The sequence below is a fragment of the Spirosoma foliorum genome (genome assembly GCF_014117325.1).
In the GTDB taxonomy this organism is placed as follows: domain Bacteria; phylum Bacteroidota; class Bacteroidia; order Cytophagales; family Spirosomataceae; genus Spirosoma; species Spirosoma foliorum.
In genome coordinates this window covers 2661899-2676517 of the sequence record NZ_CP059732.1, presented here as the reverse complement: position 1 = coordinate 2676517, position 14619 = coordinate 2661899, and the positions used below count along the sequence as shown (strand labels likewise).

Here is a 14619-nt window from a genome sequence, read left to right as displayed (position 1 = left end):
AAATTTGGGCTTTGCTTAAATGTCGAAAAAGTGTAGTCAACTGATTGATTTCCAAGAAATAACTCGCTCTTCCGGGAATGCTATCTCGCCTGGGAAAAGATATAGATCAGCCGTATGAATTCCTGGGAAAGCGCGAGAAAGCGAGGAGGAAACTGTATACCTGCTGAGTACGGAAGAAGAATATTGGCCCATCCAGCCATCAGGAAAATGATGAGATAGATTTCGTTTTTTTGCAAATGATGGTATTTTTACCCGGTAAAATGCAATTTCCACATCCGTTCACTATAAGATGTCTGAGTCCTCGATCACCTTTGCCCAAGCTGATCTGCTGCTGGGAAATCTCTTGGAAAAATTTTTGTTAGCCCCAGCGCCCGCTTATAACGATGGAGAAAAAATACTCAGAGCGGGAAAGGCCCGTGGATCAATCAAAGATGCTCAAACCAGAGCGTTGAACACTGATGCCACTGATGAGATTGCTCACACACTGCATATAGGAGAAAATCTGGTAAACAAGTTTGTACGGACGTTTTGGGACACAAGAGGTAATCGGCAAAAAAATGGCTTCGCAGAAGTTGAGCAAGCCAACGTTCTAAACAGCACACTTTATAAATTAGGAAAGAAGGCCTTTCCGTCGATTAAGGAACCTGAAGACCATGCAGGATATGCCTATGAACTGCTGAAAAAATTATCGTTACTCCTGGAAGATCTGCCGCCAATAACCGGTGGAGTCGAGCCAGACAAGCCTGCACCTAATCCGACCGTAAACAAAATTAATTTGCTACGGAAGGGGTCCTATAGGCTGTTCTACCGCAATGTTGTTGATGGTTCGATTGGGCATAACAAGATTGATTTTAAGGAGCATACTGGCAAGGCAGGCGTAGTAGAGATAAGTAATGGTGACAAAATGATCTTTCATGGCACTTACACCGCTTTTAATGATGATCGTTATCTGGGCATCAAACTAAAGCGGAGATCCAAGGTGGTCTGGTCAATGAACTTTGACTTAGGTAACGACGATAGCGGGGCAATTCCGAATATTATTCTGGGGATTAGTCATCGTTTTTCCCCAACAGACGAGTTAATATCGGGGGCAGCTGTTCTGACCAATTTGCAGGAGCAGGCAGAAAATGTAGTCACTGATTTTCTGAACAGGCAAGAATACGCGCCCATTAAAATTCCAAAGGAGTTTTTTGTAACTACATCCGATATGGAAAAATGGCTGACTAGTAATTCAGCCAAACACAAGTCTACAGCTCATCCCTTCCATATGGAAGATAATCTACTCAAAAATCTAGCGGGTGATTATGTCTATTTTGCCTTGAAAATTCCCTCTGAAAGCGATGACGCGCTCGGCGGAAAGGCAATTCCTAATCAAGACCAGTATCGGTTCATAAAAGCCGAACTGCGTATTGAGACGAACGGGGCTGCCTACTTTTCCGGCATAGATTATTTTGAGAGCAAAATTGAATTTGAAGGAACCTGCCAATACAGCCAAAATGAGGTGTTGCAAATCAACTTGCATGATCAGGGAAAGAGAGGGCGGCTGCTAACCTTACAAGCATATCTGGTCCGCGAACGGCTGCAAACTCCTATTAAGCTGCCGATTATTGGCATTTCGCTCTGGCGGGAAGAGTATCTGGAGGGTAAGATAATCGCGTTGGTCAGAAAACATCCAGACGATAGAGACGCGACAGGTATCATCGGCCTTTACCCACAGGCCGATCTTCAGAAACGAATTTTGAACGATCAACTTTACGATGGAGTACTTAGTTACCTGAGCGGAAAAGTAAATCGGTTCTTACATACGCCCAGAAAGTTTCACAAAGGGCCATTCCGGCCCCACCAGGAAAATCACCGTCGGCTCTATTTTGGATTGGCTTTTTACCTAGCTAGTCGCAAGCCGGTTGATTCCAAAGAGGAGGATGCCTGGAGCAAGAAGGTAAAATCAGCCCTTCATGAAGCCTGGTTACACGGATTCGCAGCCAGTCATTTTGCTGGTTTTCCGTTAGAAGAAGCTATTCGTAATGCTAAGAAAAAGGAAAAAGATGACGATAGTAAAGAATCACTTTTTGGTTTATTAGTCAAAGATTTACAAAAGGTTTTTGACGAACAGCAGGAGCTTAAAACTGTTATGAAAAATGAACTGAAAGAATTTATTGCTTATGCCAGTGACTACTGGAGTTTCCTGAAAGAACCCTAACATCTCTATTCAGCTTACTCATAAAGCAACGCTTTAATGGGATCGAGTTTGTTGGCCCGGATGGCCGGATAAATGTCTGAAACCATGTCAATCAATCCCGATAAAACTACAGCCCGCCCGTCGATCAACAGTACCACCCTGCCCTACTACCACCTATGACCACGAAATAACTGCCGGAGAACTTTTGAACATAGAGTATTAAAAAGTGTGGGGTAATAGAGCGGAGTTCTCATTCCGATTACTTCTAACAAGGCTATTCGAGAATTGAGATGTCTTTATAAATAGGGGAAATTTCCCCTATTTATGACTTACAATCTCTTACAGTTTTGAAGCCATATTATTACGGGTTATGAAAGCCAAACACTTTTCCTGAACCCATAAAAGTGAGCCAGTGAAAAGTAGGGTAAAAACTTAACTATCACTAGTAATCGAAAAGGGAATGAAGGCAACATGATTTACTGAATCGCAGATTGTGGCGAAGGCTCCGGCGTCCCGGTCTCAAACAACAATATAGCGGCCAGACCGTCACCCAGATCACCCGAGAGCATGGTACCAGCGAGGCTACTTTTTACAATCAGCATCGCCACATCTCCGACCATTAGCATTGCTCCCTATCTAAAGCCCATTACCCAATGAACTGGGCATGGCCGCATTATGTAGTTATTTTCAAGGCAAGTAAAGTCATCTATGGTAGCTAGTCGCTTGCATATGTTACGGATTTACACTACCTGATTGTTTCTGACCAGATTGGCTAGAAAAACGGCAAAATCAGTAATGTCCTGTTCGGTACTGGCTTTCTCTAAAGCATGCATATACCGGCTGCGTTCACTCAAGGGAATAATTGTCCAGGGATAGCCACCTGAGGCCAGCATGGTATTCATTAAAAAACGACCTATTCTGCCGTTGCCGTCCATATATGGGTGAATATAAACGAAGATAAAATGACCAAGCACGACCCTGACAGCAGATTCCGTTTCCGCCTGGAGTAATTCAAAAAACACGGGCATGACATCCCGCACCGCATCCCGATTGAGCGGAACATGCTTGGATCCCCGGATATAGACCTGTCCATTGCGATAACCAGCTAGATCGCTGGCTTTTAACAGGCCAACACTCACGCTGGGCGCGAATAATTCCCGGTACCAGATACGATGGTCACTGTCGATTGCTTCCCCCTGCGTTTTGCCCCTGCAAAACGGAGCGGATTGTTTGCCTGACGGTCTGGTGAGCTTGCCAATACCCACGAGCAGCTAAGGCATTCTTTTGGTCTTGATCGGATTCCACCTGGTCAGGATTCCACTGGCCTTGCCGAACGCGCTCAATCAGCGCAGGTGTTACCTGATACCCTTCGATTGAAAGCGAATTATATGCATCCGTCACAAAGGCATCATCCACCTGTTTCAGATAAGTGTCGATGTCTTGCGGAAGGCCGGGGGCTGCCGGAAAGACAGCTAAAACGCGTTCCCGCATACTTTGCCACATCAAACGAACCCGGTTCACGTAAGGGGAGGTCTCCCGAAAGGATAAGATACCCGAAAATTTTGCGGTAAACGGATCATCTTCCCGCACCTCATACCCAGCCGACCGCATCGTCTGGACTATCTCATCCGCTATGCGGTTATTGCCAATATTACGAAAGGCTCCTGCTAGCCGCCCAGCTACCACTGTATGCCCTCCCCGCAGTAGGATAGTGAGCAGATCGGATGCATCCCGTACCAAGGCTAGTACGTTGCGGGCATCCATCGGGGAGCGAACAAAATAAATTGTGGAACAGAACACCAGCGCAGCCGTCAAGGAATAAATTCGTATCCCCTCTTCGATAACGACTTCGTCATCCACGGGCAGATTGACTCGGATGTCAAATAATGAAGTGCCGAACAGCAGTTTGGTTTCGTTATTATTGGCGTTGGCGGAGCGAACCAGAAGTTGACTAGGAACAACCCAATTGCCGCTGTGAAGCGCTAAGGATTGTTCGGGTGAAAGCACCCATTGATCGCCAAAGCGTTCATTCAGATAAGTCGCGCAAAATTGCCAGAAGGAGGTATACCAGCCGGTCGTATCACCGGGTAATTCGTCGGGTCGGGAAGTAATGTACCAACCTTTCAGAACTTCTTTTAAAAAACCATGTTTCAGCAGCCGTTCCCGGTGGGTACGGGTCAAATCGGTGGTTCGAATAGCAACTATCTTTTCGGTTTGTTGCAGAGTATGTAAGGCTTCAAGTGACTGAGCCAATTTTTCCGCTGGGGTTGCCATAATGTACGTCTATTCGTTTTTCATGCCGCATCAAAATTAGTTTTTTATGTTGTACTATAATTCGTTTTTCATGTCAATTTTCAACAACTAATGCTGGATGTAGCATTAAAAGCATCTTTAATGATGTCATTTCTATCATTAAAGAGGTTATTATACCTGACCTTCTTTGACCTCATGCCTGGCAAACCACTGAAAGTCGCGCTCAATGATCATCCTGTTGTCGTAAATGTCGTGGAATTCAACTGTCAATGTAATTGGGCTTAGTTGTTGGCGGACCCGGCGTGCATCTTCTTTTCCGGCCTCTAGCCGCGTTTCAAAAATGATCAAGTGGCCATTGGGTAAAATTACTTTTTGTACAGACTCGTTGACCTCAATGGCCGTATAGGATTGGCGATCCAGCGGCAAACACTCCTTAATCGCGGTATACTTTTTACCATCTTTGTAAAAAACGAACCGATCAATAATCATTGGTCCCAGACCATTGTTGGTGATGCGAACATACAGATGTCCCTGCCGGTCTTCCAGATCAATCTGGCCTAACGGTTTAAGCGATTTTTCGTTGTGCGTCCGTTGCAGGTACAATTGACAAATCAGGCCCACCAACGTCAACCACGCAACAAGCGCCGTCATATCCACTGTCATGAGCCACCTACCCTTTCCTGTTCAGCTTTGACAAGAGGATAGCCCATAAGGGGTTAAAGGATCTTAAAATCCCGGAGCGTTTTCAACCGTTCCTTGGCCTGGAGATCGTAGAGTACCGGAATAATCCGGTGGTATAGACTGCATTGGGGGTCTTTACCATTCACCCGGTAGACCGGACAGCCACTGGTACAAACCGCACTGTAGCGGCAAGCCTTGCAATCAGCCGACCGGTTATCCTCTTCATGACTGCCCTGCTGGATCATATCCACCAGATCTAATTCAGGGTCGAAGATGGAATGGGATGATTGGGTTTTATCGCCAAAATGGACATGGCAATAGTTAAGCGTGCCATCGACATAAATGGCGCCACCGGAAAAACCAGACGCACAGGTTTGAAACCCTAGTTCCTGGGGTTTGAGATCACAAAACTGATGCCGACGCGTGAAAGACCAACCCGTTTGAATGGCCTCTTCCATAATGGCATAGGATTCCAGAAGATTAGTTTCTAAAAGATCGCCATCAAGTGCTTCTCCTTTGACAATCGAATAACGAAACGGCACATCTAGGTCAATCAGATAGCGCGTCAAGGCGGGTAGGCCCTTCAGATTCTGATTGTTGACCACCGTATTGACCATCACTGGAATCTGATGAGCCATTAATTTTCGCAAATTTCGGTCAATGTGTTTGAAGCTCCCTCCGCCCTGTTTGAAAGGGCGGCTAGCATCATTGTCATCTTCTAGCCCATCCAACGAGATACCAAAGCCAATATTCTGTGCCTTGCAAAACGTGATGATCTCGTCAGTCAGGATCGTCAGATTGGTGATGAAGGACGCTTCAAACCGACATCCGACGTCCTGTAATCGCTGCCGAATTTGGGGAATAAACACTTTCCAGGATTTGAACTGGGTTAAGGGTTCACCGCCTGCCAATCGAAATTTGATGTGTGTGAGCTTTCGCTTAACGACTGTTTCAACCACCTTCTCCAATAATTGCTGTTTGGTCCCATCGGACATGCCTTCGGTGGTATGCAAGGTCGAGATGTAGCAATAGCTACAGGCCAGATTGCAACGATTGGTGGTGTGAATCCAAAAATTAAGCGATTGCGGAGTGGTTGGTTTTTGAGGTTTACTAAACCGATCATCAAAGCGAATGATGTCCGTTTGAGCGAGCAGGCTTAAAAACTCCGCCAAAACCGTTGGCGGAATAGTCAGTCGCTCGCTCAAATCGGACACCGTAGACTGCCCATCGATTGCCGCCAGGATAGCCGCTTGCGGTCCAGTTAATAGACGCAATGACTGTGGATAGGCGCAATTGACGACATAGGTAAAATCTTGCTCAATAGGTCGCAGTAGCAGATGCGGTGATTTGGTGGGTATTAACGAGGTCATCGTTTTCGGTTGAATAGTAGGCGGAACAATCGCAATTGGCATTGATCGAAGAGACTTTTAAAGCGTCTTTACCGAGCGCTGTTTCTAGGAGCGAACGATCATCAAAGAAAATATCGGCCTCTTGTGTGGGAATCATAATGGGTTGTGTTTGCATGGTTATTAGTTTTTTTGGTTTTAATCGCTTTTGTAATCCACAAATCGTACTGGGATGCCAGTGGCTATCGCCCCGAAACGTTGGAATCCCCTGCCGGTTGAGTTCCTGGGCAATGGCTCGTACCGTAATGATGCCTTGTTTCTTTAAGGATTCAAGCATTGGTAAAAGCTGGCGCGCAAATTCGTCGGCGGCTTTTTTATTTTGTTCGGCCTGTATTTTTCCCTGTTTCCCAAGAATAACTCCCCGATTTCGAGCCGCTGCCAAAGCCGCTCTGGTGGTTTCACTAATACGCTGTCGTTGTTCTTCATCGACAGCGGCTATAATATGAATGGTAAATCGATTGGCTTGTGGATTATCCGTTACCACAATGTCCACATCCGATTTTACCAGTCGCGCAATTTTTTCGACATCGCGCCCTAACCGATCTAATCGGGCGACCATGAGTGTAGCTTTTCTGAATCGGCATCGCTCCATAGCCTCAAAAAGGCCATACTGGTGTTTGCGCGTTGATTTCACTTCAACTACTTCATCGACAAGCTCATAACCATTGAGCTGACAATAACCTGCCACGGCTATCTGTTGTGCTTCAAGTCCTAATCCACTTCGTCCTTGTCGGCGCGTGGAAACACGGTAATAGGCAATCGCCTGTTTCATAGGGGTTTAACCGTACTCTTGTTCAGATGTAAACGATGGATTACCTTTGAACAGGTTTGAATAAAAAATCGATTAGTCTTGTATGAAGAGCCCCTGTTTTATAGGGATTTAGCTATGAAGAACGATTGAAAAAGAGTGAGTGGTGTACAGGGGTTAACGATCGTTTACTCCCGAACAAATTTTGGGGGAAGAAATTGGTACGACCTGCTCTTTCATCCGTTTGAAAATGAAAAGTAGGGACTAAGGGGAGGAATTTACAATGTGTTAGGCAGTTTCTGGTTTCACTTAAAAATGGAACGGATCGGCCAACGGGAATTCAAAAAGGTGGGATTAGAAATAGACTATTCAGATCACAATGTCATGAAACTCCACATTTACTATAACATTTAGGAGCATCTGTCCAACCACTAGGCTCAAATTGAGACCAGCAAGAGCGTTGGGGCTTAAAATAAACCCGTAATAACATCGTGATGACAGAATCTAGTATATCTATAGAAGTAAGCAGGAATCTTTAAGAACAGATTTTACAAGCAGAAAGGAGTTGTTATAGCAGCTGATTAATTTAAAACAATAACTAGTCGTAATATTTGTTGTACCTCACAGTTGTAGAAGGTTTGTAGAAGAATCAATTGCTGGTGGTTGACTTTAATCTAAAAGGGTAATCAAGCAAAGCATCATAACAATCTATCTAGTAGAGTTGAGGCAAACGATAAAAAGTGAATCAGTAATCCCTACCTATCAGATTATGAACTTTATTTGCATGAGTATAAGGCAAAAAAAAAATCTTTAAATCATGCAAGATATGCTTGACATAACGGAATTTTACGATTATAATTAATCAATCTTAAGTTATGTTGGAGATTTCAATGCCAATTCGTGACGATTTATCAAATTTTCCAAGTCGTACATATTGGGTTATTCTTTCGGCTATTTTAGCAACTCAGGCAGTATATTTCGCGTATAAATCATCTAATCAAACGGAGATAGAGAATATTAAAGCTGAAATGTTAAAATCTCAGAGTACCTCTATTGTAACGCAACATCTCATTAATGGCAAAGAAGTTACAAATGAGATACCTGCACATATAATCCCTGATAGCTTAATTCTAAAATTACATAGATAAAATTTTCAACTGAAAATTTTAATTTTTATGGCTAAGTGGAAAGCGAGCGTATTATTTAGAATTAGATTTTTTTTCAATTCTTTAAATATTTCTGATAGGATTGCAATAACAACATTTTTATTAGGGGTTATAGTAGCTGTCACATTAGCTGTTTTAAGCGATGTCATTAAAATAAACCCTAACAAGCCTACTGAAAATAGTCCAGATAAAATAGTCAAAAATATTAACAAAAGTAAACTTCCATTTCCAGCCAAATTCAACAAAGATCAATTATATATTTTAATAACACAGTTTGAAGACTATATACCTCATATAGAGTCTGAATGCTTTGGCCGTTCCCTAGAAAAAAGAATTGTAGACATTGCAGAAAAATACAATCTACCAATCCATGTTTACTATGAGAAAAAATCTCTTAATTCTTTATCCGAAGCAAAAAATGTTCAAAGATTCTATAACGCTGACCTAGTGCTTTGGGGTGACATACTCGAACTCCCAAAAGACTGTTCTCATGGGTATGTATGTTTCAAAAGTTCACCAAGTGATACGCTGATAAAAATAGCTGGCGGGAAAATATTACTTGAGAAGTTGGATTTACATTATGAGAAAAATATTAGTCCATATGATATAACTCAAGGTAATTTCCATATCAATAATGAAATTTTTGATAATTGGTTATTGTCTATTTATAACATCAAGGTGGGGACTAATAATCCCGATGCGTACTTTATAAATAAAAGTCAACCCATCGCTTACCAATCAGAGTCTTATATAGTATTAGGAGATTTATATTATGGTTTAAAGCAATACAACAAAGCTGAAATAAGTTATAAACGTGCTATAGATTTAAAGAAAAACAACTTTTTAGCCTACAGAAAATTAAGTTACATAAATAGCTGTTTAGGTAACTTTAAAGAAGCAGTTAAAAATGCTACTTTCTCTATAAAACTAAACTCGATTAACCCTGAATCTTATTTATATCGAGGAATAGCAAAAACTAATTTAAAAAATTACAAGGCTGCTCTTATAGATTATAAACATTCAATAAAACTCGATTCTCAAAATGCACTAGCATACAGCTATTTAGGTTATAACTTCGCCGAATTAAAGGATAAAAAAAACGCACTTTACAATTATATTATTGCCAAAAAATTAGACTCAAGCAATTCATATAACTACATAAATATTGGAAATATAATGTTTAGGAGTAAACATTATACTGAAGCGTTATTTAATTATCAAAGGGCTATAGAATTAGAGCCTAAATCTATAGATTTATATTTATATATAGTCGAATTAAAATATTTACTAAAAGATTATAATGGAGTTATTGATGCTTCAAAAAAAGCATCAATAACGAATAAAAATACAGAAAAGGAGATTTACTATTTTAGTGCTAGAGCAAAATTAAAATTAAAAGACTTCAAGGGAGCAATTATAGATTTTGATAAATTTTCAAAAAAGGAACCTTATATTAATGAATCTGTATATTTTGATAGAGGGCTTGCAAAATTCAATATAGAAGACTATGAAAATTCTATCATTGACTTTAACAGAGTACTGTCAATAAATACTGACCATTATTTAGCTACAAATATTTATGGATATATTAAGTACGGATTTGAAAATTACACAGATGCACTTGATGCATTTAATAAAAGTATATGCTTGAATAATAGAGAATCGTATATTTACTATAGACGTGGGCAAACAAGGGCCAAATTGGAAGATTATATAGGAGCTATACAAGACTATAACAGAGCAATACTTCTACATACCGATGCGGATGAGTTACCTTCTATTTACTTAGAAAGAGGGAAAGCAAAAGTAAAAATTGGCAAGTTAGAAGGTGCGAGAAATGATTTATTTAAATTTTGTCAACTCAAAAAAAACATTATTAGTATCATATATGCTTATATCTATTTCGAAGATGGAGACTTATTTTTACTTACAATAACATTACTATATTTTATTACCTATGCAATAAAAAAATATAGATAAATGTACGTGAGCAGAACTGGCAAAACAGTTTTGTTCCAAACTGTTTAACGATCGTCATCGCCAGGGACATGTCGGTCTTGCTCCTGCTGTTTGCGTCGAAGCGCGGCAAATACATCGTCTGGATCAGGTTTTTGGGGATTAGGTTGCGATTGTTTCGAAGAGATGTCCTGTACTGGCTGTTGCTTTTGTTTTAATTGCTCAAATATATCAGGGGTTGGGTCTTTTTCTTTCTGAGACTTCTCCTGTTGATAGCGATATTCCAACGGATTAAGCGGATAGGCTTCAAGCTCGGCCTGGTGTTGGGCTCTAAGCCCATGCAGCCGCGTGTTACCATGCTGTTGATCCCATTGCTGATAAACGTCAGTAGGAATGTTACCCTTGCCGTACCGCTCGTTTAAAACGTTCCAGCTAATCTGCTGGTCTTTCATTAAATTTTTCATCTCCCGGTCATGCCGGGCGTACATATCCTCAAGCGTCGCCATAATCATCTGGTTAAGAGTTGCTTAAAGTTATTGATTCTTATGGGAATATGTGATATGGTTAGCCACGATGTACAAAAAAGCCATCAAACCAAAAGCGGCCAATGATAATTGGCACGATCAGTATAACTGGAATTTCCTACACACTTGGCTGGAATTCTGGCTGGACAGACAGAAAATCCCGCTCGACAAGTGGAATTATAACCGCGCCATTCATTATACCTATGAACTGTTTAACCGACCTTGGCTACCGGAACGCTTCCGCACACGCGAGCTAACAAATTGGCTTGAATATGAGGCCATATCGCAAGGCTTTGCTGTGCGCGAACTGACCTATGCAGATTTACCCCCTTAGCGTTCTAACCCTCTATCTCGTTTGCGGGTTTGGTTGACCTGTTTGTCTTTCAGTTGCTCGAAAATATCCCGCTCGCTGTTGTAGGATTGGGTGTCCGAATTGACTGTACCTTCTTGCATTAAGTGCCCGCGCCGATCGCGTTCTTTAAGCTGCTGGAACACATCATTTGATCCATTCTGCGTCCGCGAACGTGCCTGAACTGATTTGAGGGCCTGGGCCTCAGTTGGTAGGTCGTACCTTTTAAATCGCTCGTACACGTCACGTTTCCGGTATCCATCAAGCTGACGCACGAGATCAATGCTCGTACCTTCTGGCGTGATTACCCGGTAGGGATGGCGGTCTAAGCCCTGGGCGATTTCATAGCCTGCTGCCTGTGCCTGACTGACAAAATCGGCAGCGCTGCTACTGTCCCGCCAGAGCTCCGTTAATCGCTGTTTATGGCTCGGCTCCTGCGTTCGATCACGACGTGCATTGGTGTGTTCATGACCTAACTTTTTCTCAATTTCAAAACGGGCTGCATTGTGTTTGTAAAAATTATATGTATCAGACCTGAGCTTTCCCGTATTATAGTCGTAGCGAAACCAGACGACATGGATATGCGCCCGTCCACCTTTTTGATGCCGGACGATCATTCGAGGCAAACCTTCATACTGTAAATGCTTTTCCATCATGTCAGCGGAAAATTCCCACTGTTCTGCTGTCATGGAAATAGCCTCCCCTTCCCGCGGGTTGATGATGCCATGATAAAACGGTTTGCTTGATCGGCTGACGGCAGCGGCATCCAAGGTCGCATTGACCAGAGCATCTACGGGATCAGTATCGGCAAAACCACGCATCTGTAAAAGCTGGGGTTTCTCGTCGTTGTCGCGTTGCGCCAATAAATAGCGTGCTAGTTGTTTACCATCACCCCTGGCTTTCCCGCGAATAACTGCCATGACGAAGCAATTTAAGGACTTCCTGATTGATCTCCTGAAGCTGATCTAAAACGGTTTGAGTCGCGTATGCTGTTGTGCTTGAATTGGCCGTCGTCAATTGTTGCATCAACTGGTTTAGGTTATTCCCCGCACGGCCAATTTCACCCCGCACGTACAGCAAAAAATCAGCCTCAGCTAGAGGTAGTCTCGGTGTGAAACGTCGCTTTAAAGCCGTATCACGAAGAAACTCACTCGGGTTCATCCCAGCAAGGCTGGCTCTAGCCAATAATGCTTTGTCTTCCGCTTCCGTAAAGCGCACCAAGCGGCTTATATCACGGCGTAGTGCATCTGGTTTCCTGGGGCGTGCCATTCGTTTTTATAATTGATGCGAAGCTCCACACGGGTTTGGGGTGCAGGGGAAAGGGCGTAGCGCCTGCCCCTGCCAAGACCGTTTCTGGATGTCAAAACCCGACCATAGGAGGGTTTTTAATATACAGAAACATGTCTTGCATACACTGTCCAGGTAGGCCCAAAGCCAAATTGGCTCAAGCGAACTTTAAGGGCAAAAATAAAGAACTGAACCACTACGATCCAATCGTAAACCATCAAAAAAATAGGGGAAAATTCCCGTTTTTTTCATGCAGTCAAGATGCATAAATTACAGACTTTCACACCTTTAACCTTTTTTGTATGTCTGCACTGATTTTCCTGACTTGTTTTGCCTACCTCGGCTGGATCTTCTACATCTCCTTTAAAAAGACCATCCCCCAGTGGATGCACAAATTCTTTTATTCCCAGCGCCACATTGACGTCAGTCAGGATTCTAACGCATCAAGTGCCGTTGGATTTTTTCAATGGGCGCTCGTCTTTCTGGCTTGTTTTGCGCTCTATTATATTCTAGGCACGATGGGCCTTGGTTTTGACTATATGCAGAATCACCCTGCATGGCTTCTTACTTTTATTATTATTTGTATCGGCATTATTTTTCTTATCGGCAATAATTTTAAGAATCACTTTGCTCACTATACGGACAATGTTTTCCAAGAAGAAAAAAAGAATGAAGTACGTCAAGCGTATGGCGCAAAGGGATGGGCTTCACCGGAATTATTAGAAAAGTCATTAGGCGGTCGTGGTAAAGGGCTACACGTCGGCTCTCATTTTACGTGGAATGGTCAAGGCCACATGATGACAGTTGGCGGTTCTCGTGGCGGTAAAGGTGTAAACCTCATCTTACCAGCTCTGCTGTCGGACGATTTGAAGATGCCAGACGCACCATCTTTTGTCGTGCTTGATCCGAAAGGCGAGAATTTAGCGGTAGCCGGTAATTATCTAAAAAGTGCCGGGTATAACGTTTTGGCCGTAAACCCATTTGCTATACCGGAAGTCGCTCAGTTTGGAAACGCCCGCTTTAATCCATTCGATTTATTTAACGGCAATGACCCCGACTTTGATAAATACGCAGACATGATTTCTTTCGCACTCGTTCCTCAAACGAGCCATGCGAATGACTACTTTGATAAATCCGCCCGAAATTATATGACGCTCTACATCCGACACATGATGACCCAGGATGTGGAGGCAAAGAATTTCCGCACTCTTTATAAATGGTTGCGCCTATCCGGTACTGAACGGACAGACTTGCTGCAACAGATGTCAAAAAATGAAGCCTTTGACGGTGACATTAAAGACGAAGCAAGAGCCATTGCAGGACAAATGTTGAATGATGGCGGGCGAACCGTAGAAAGCATTTATTCCACTGTAAGAACAGCAACCGATGTGTTCAAAGACACACAATTACGAGACTCGGTGTCTGCATCAGACGTTGATTTAAAAACACTCGCAAAAGAGAAAACGGCGGTGTTTGTGTGCTTAAGCCCTGCCGATCTTGACCGTTGTCAAGCCTGGCTTCGGCTTTTTTTCGGTTCGATTATGAGAGGTCTGACTAAATATTACAACCCAGCGCGAAAAGTCGTGCTACTGATGGATGAGTTCCCAACTCTTGGCGCACTAAAAGAATTTGAAATAGCGGCTGGTTTCCTGGCAGGTTACAATGTCACGCTCTGGCCTGTTATGCAGGATTTGACCCAATTGAAAAACCTATATCCGAATTCGTGGGAAACATTCGTCAACAATGCCATTGTGCGGCATTACCTCGCAGTTGGGGACAATTTCACAGCCGACTATTTATCCAAACGGATGCCGAAAGATTTAAAATTCCTTGGCAATAATCATGACGGCTCTCCACGTGAGATGCAAAAATATCTTTTAGAACCACAAGAAGTGATGGCCTGGCCAAACATTATCCTGGAAGTGAAAGGAGTTGATAGACCTGGCAGTTTAAAGAAAATTCCTTACTGGGAAATCAATCAGAACGCTAGCCCAAATCCATTCAGAAATTGATAATTTTAACCCAGATGATCTATATTTAAAATTAATATTGTCTAATGCCGTGATGGTA

14 protein-coding genes are annotated in these 14619 nt (G+C 42.7%); 5 read left to right on the top strand and 9 right to left on the bottom strand.

The features are described 5' to 3' along the window. The first annotated feature begins 289 nt into the window (after positions 1-289). Positions 290-2200, top strand: a complete 1911-nt coding sequence (locus tag H3H32_RS11205) for a hypothetical protein (protein WP_182462775.1) — start codon at positions 290-292, stop codon at positions 2198-2200. Positions 2201-2655: 455 nt separating this feature from the next. Here the strand turns inward: H3H32_RS11205 and H3H32_RS11200 are convergent, their stop codons facing one another. The 6 genes from H3H32_RS11200 to H3H32_RS11180 all read right to left on the bottom strand — a co-directional run bounded on the left by H3H32_RS11200 (position 2656) and on the right by H3H32_RS11180 (position 7291). Continuing rightward, positions 2656-2805 carry a hypothetical protein gene (locus H3H32_RS11200; RefSeq protein WP_182462774.1) on the bottom strand — a complete coding sequence of 50 codons (150 nt, stop codon included), beginning with the start codon at positions 2803-2805 and terminating at the stop codon, positions 2656-2658. Between the two features lie 114 nt (positions 2806-2919). Continuing rightward, positions 2920-3318 (bottom strand): Fic family protein, encoded by a 399-nt coding sequence (locus H3H32_RS37440; RefSeq protein WP_240543743.1) that lies wholly within the window; start codon positions 3316-3318, stop codon positions 2920-2922. 37 nt (positions 3319-3355) lie between these two features. After that, positions 3356-4453, bottom strand: coding sequence for a Fic family protein (locus tag H3H32_RS11195; RefSeq protein WP_240543742.1), 1098 nt, complete (start codon positions 4451-4453; stop codon positions 3356-3358). Between the two features lie 150 nt (positions 4454-4603). Further along, entirely contained in the window at positions 4604-5083 is a 480-nt protein-coding gene (locus H3H32_RS11190) for a hypothetical protein (protein ID WP_182462772.1), read from the bottom strand. Positions 5084-5148: 65 nt separating this feature from the next. Then, on the bottom strand, positions 5149-6483 hold the full coding sequence (locus tag H3H32_RS11185) for a radical SAM/SPASM domain-containing protein (protein ID WP_182462770.1): 1335 nt from the start codon (positions 6481-6483) through the stop codon (positions 5149-5151). Further along, on the bottom strand, positions 6431-7291 hold the full coding sequence (locus H3H32_RS11180) for a recombinase family protein (protein WP_182462768.1): 861 nt from the start codon (positions 7289-7291) through the stop codon (positions 6431-6433). Before H3H32_RS11180 ends, H3H32_RS11185 begins: the two co-directional genes overlap by 53 nt. An 851-nt stretch (positions 7292-8142) precedes the next feature. On the opposite strand from H3H32_RS11180, the gene H3H32_RS11175 reads away from it, so the two are divergent. Further along, positions 8143-8415, top strand: coding sequence for a hypothetical protein (locus H3H32_RS11175; protein WP_182462766.1), 273 nt, complete (start codon positions 8143-8145; stop codon positions 8413-8415). Positions 8416-8442: 27 nt separating this feature from the next. Continuing rightward, positions 8443-10413 carry a tetratricopeptide repeat protein gene (locus H3H32_RS11170; RefSeq protein WP_182462764.1) on the top strand — a complete coding sequence of 657 codons (1971 nt, stop codon included), beginning with the start codon at positions 8443-8445 and terminating at the stop codon, positions 10411-10413. Positions 10414-10457: 44 nt separating this feature from the next. Here H3H32_RS11170 and H3H32_RS11165 read toward each other — a convergent pair whose 3' ends face one another. Then, positions 10458-10895 carry a hypothetical protein gene (locus H3H32_RS11165; RefSeq protein WP_182462763.1) on the bottom strand — a complete coding sequence of 146 codons (438 nt, stop codon included), beginning with the start codon at positions 10893-10895 and terminating at the stop codon, positions 10458-10460. Between the two features lie 67 nt (positions 10896-10962). Here H3H32_RS11165 and H3H32_RS11160 point away from each other — a divergent pair, with 67 nt between their 5' ends. After that, positions 10963-11247 (top strand): hypothetical protein, encoded by a 285-nt coding sequence (locus tag H3H32_RS11160; RefSeq protein ID WP_182462761.1) that lies wholly within the window; start codon positions 10963-10965, stop codon positions 11245-11247. On the opposite strand, the gene H3H32_RS11155 is transcribed toward H3H32_RS11160, so the two are convergent. Next, positions 11244-12182 (bottom strand): relaxase/mobilization nuclease domain-containing protein, encoded by a 939-nt coding sequence (locus H3H32_RS11155; protein WP_182462759.1) that lies wholly within the window; start codon positions 12180-12182, stop codon positions 11244-11246. The genes H3H32_RS11160 and H3H32_RS11155 overlap by 4 nt on opposite strands. Next, positions 12151-12531 carry a plasmid mobilization protein gene (locus tag H3H32_RS11150; RefSeq protein ID WP_182462757.1) on the bottom strand — a complete coding sequence of 127 codons (381 nt, stop codon included), beginning with the start codon at positions 12529-12531 and terminating at the stop codon, positions 12151-12153. Before H3H32_RS11150 ends, H3H32_RS11155 begins: the two co-directional genes overlap by 32 nt. 320 nt (positions 12532-12851) lie before the next feature. On the opposite strand from H3H32_RS11150, the gene H3H32_RS11145 reads away from it, so the two are divergent. Beyond that, the gene (locus H3H32_RS11145) at positions 12852-14561 is read left to right on the top strand and encodes a type IV secretory system conjugative DNA transfer family protein (protein WP_182462755.1); all 1710 of its coding nucleotides are present in this window, start codon (positions 12852-12854) and stop codon (positions 14559-14561) included. The last annotated feature ends 58 nt before the right edge of the window (positions 14562-14619 follow it).

Bases quoted from the DNA above. Each gene is read 5' to 3' on its own strand.
- H3H32_RS11205 (WP_182462775.1), top strand. From the start codon at position 290: ATGTCTGAGTCCTCGATCACCTTTGCCCAAGCTGATCTGCTGCTGGGA.
- H3H32_RS11200 (WP_182462774.1), bottom strand. From the start codon at position 2,805: ATGCTAATGGTCGGAGATGTGGCGATGCTGATTGTAAAAAGTAGCCTC.
- H3H32_RS11195 (WP_240543742.1), bottom strand. From the start codon at position 4,453: ATGGCAACCCCAGCGGAAAAATTGGCTCAGTCACTTGAAGCCTTACAT.
- H3H32_RS11190 (WP_182462772.1), bottom strand. From the start codon at position 5,083: ATGACGGCGCTTGTTGCGTGGTTGACGTTGGTGGGCCTGATTTGTCAA.
- H3H32_RS11185 (WP_182462770.1), bottom strand. From the start codon at position 6,483: ATGACCTCGTTAATACCCACCAAATCACCGCATCTGCTACTGCGACCT.
- H3H32_RS11180 (WP_182462768.1), bottom strand. From the start codon at position 7,291: ATGAAACAGGCGATTGCCTATTACCGTGTTTCCACGCGCCGACAAGGA.
- H3H32_RS11175 (WP_182462766.1), top strand. From the start codon at position 8,143: ATGTTGGAGATTTCAATGCCAATTCGTGACGATTTATCAAATTTTCCA.
- H3H32_RS11170 (WP_182462764.1), top strand. From the start codon at position 8,443: ATGGCTAAGTGGAAAGCGAGCGTATTATTTAGAATTAGATTTTTTTTC.
- H3H32_RS11165 (WP_182462763.1), bottom strand. From the start codon at position 10,895: ATGGCGACGCTTGAGGATATGTACGCCCGGCATGACCGGGAGATGAAA.
- H3H32_RS11160 (WP_182462761.1), top strand. From the start codon at position 10,963: ATGTACAAAAAAGCCATCAAACCAAAAGCGGCCAATGATAATTGGCAC.
- H3H32_RS11155 (WP_182462759.1), bottom strand. From the start codon at position 12,182: ATGGCAGTTATTCGCGGGAAAGCCAGGGGTGATGGTAAACAACTAGCA.
- H3H32_RS11150 (WP_182462757.1), bottom strand. From the start codon at position 12,531: ATGGCACGCCCCAGGAAACCAGATGCACTACGCCGTGATATAAGCCGC.
- H3H32_RS11145 (WP_182462755.1), top strand. From the start codon at position 12,852: ATGTCTGCACTGATTTTCCTGACTTGTTTTGCCTACCTCGGCTGGATC.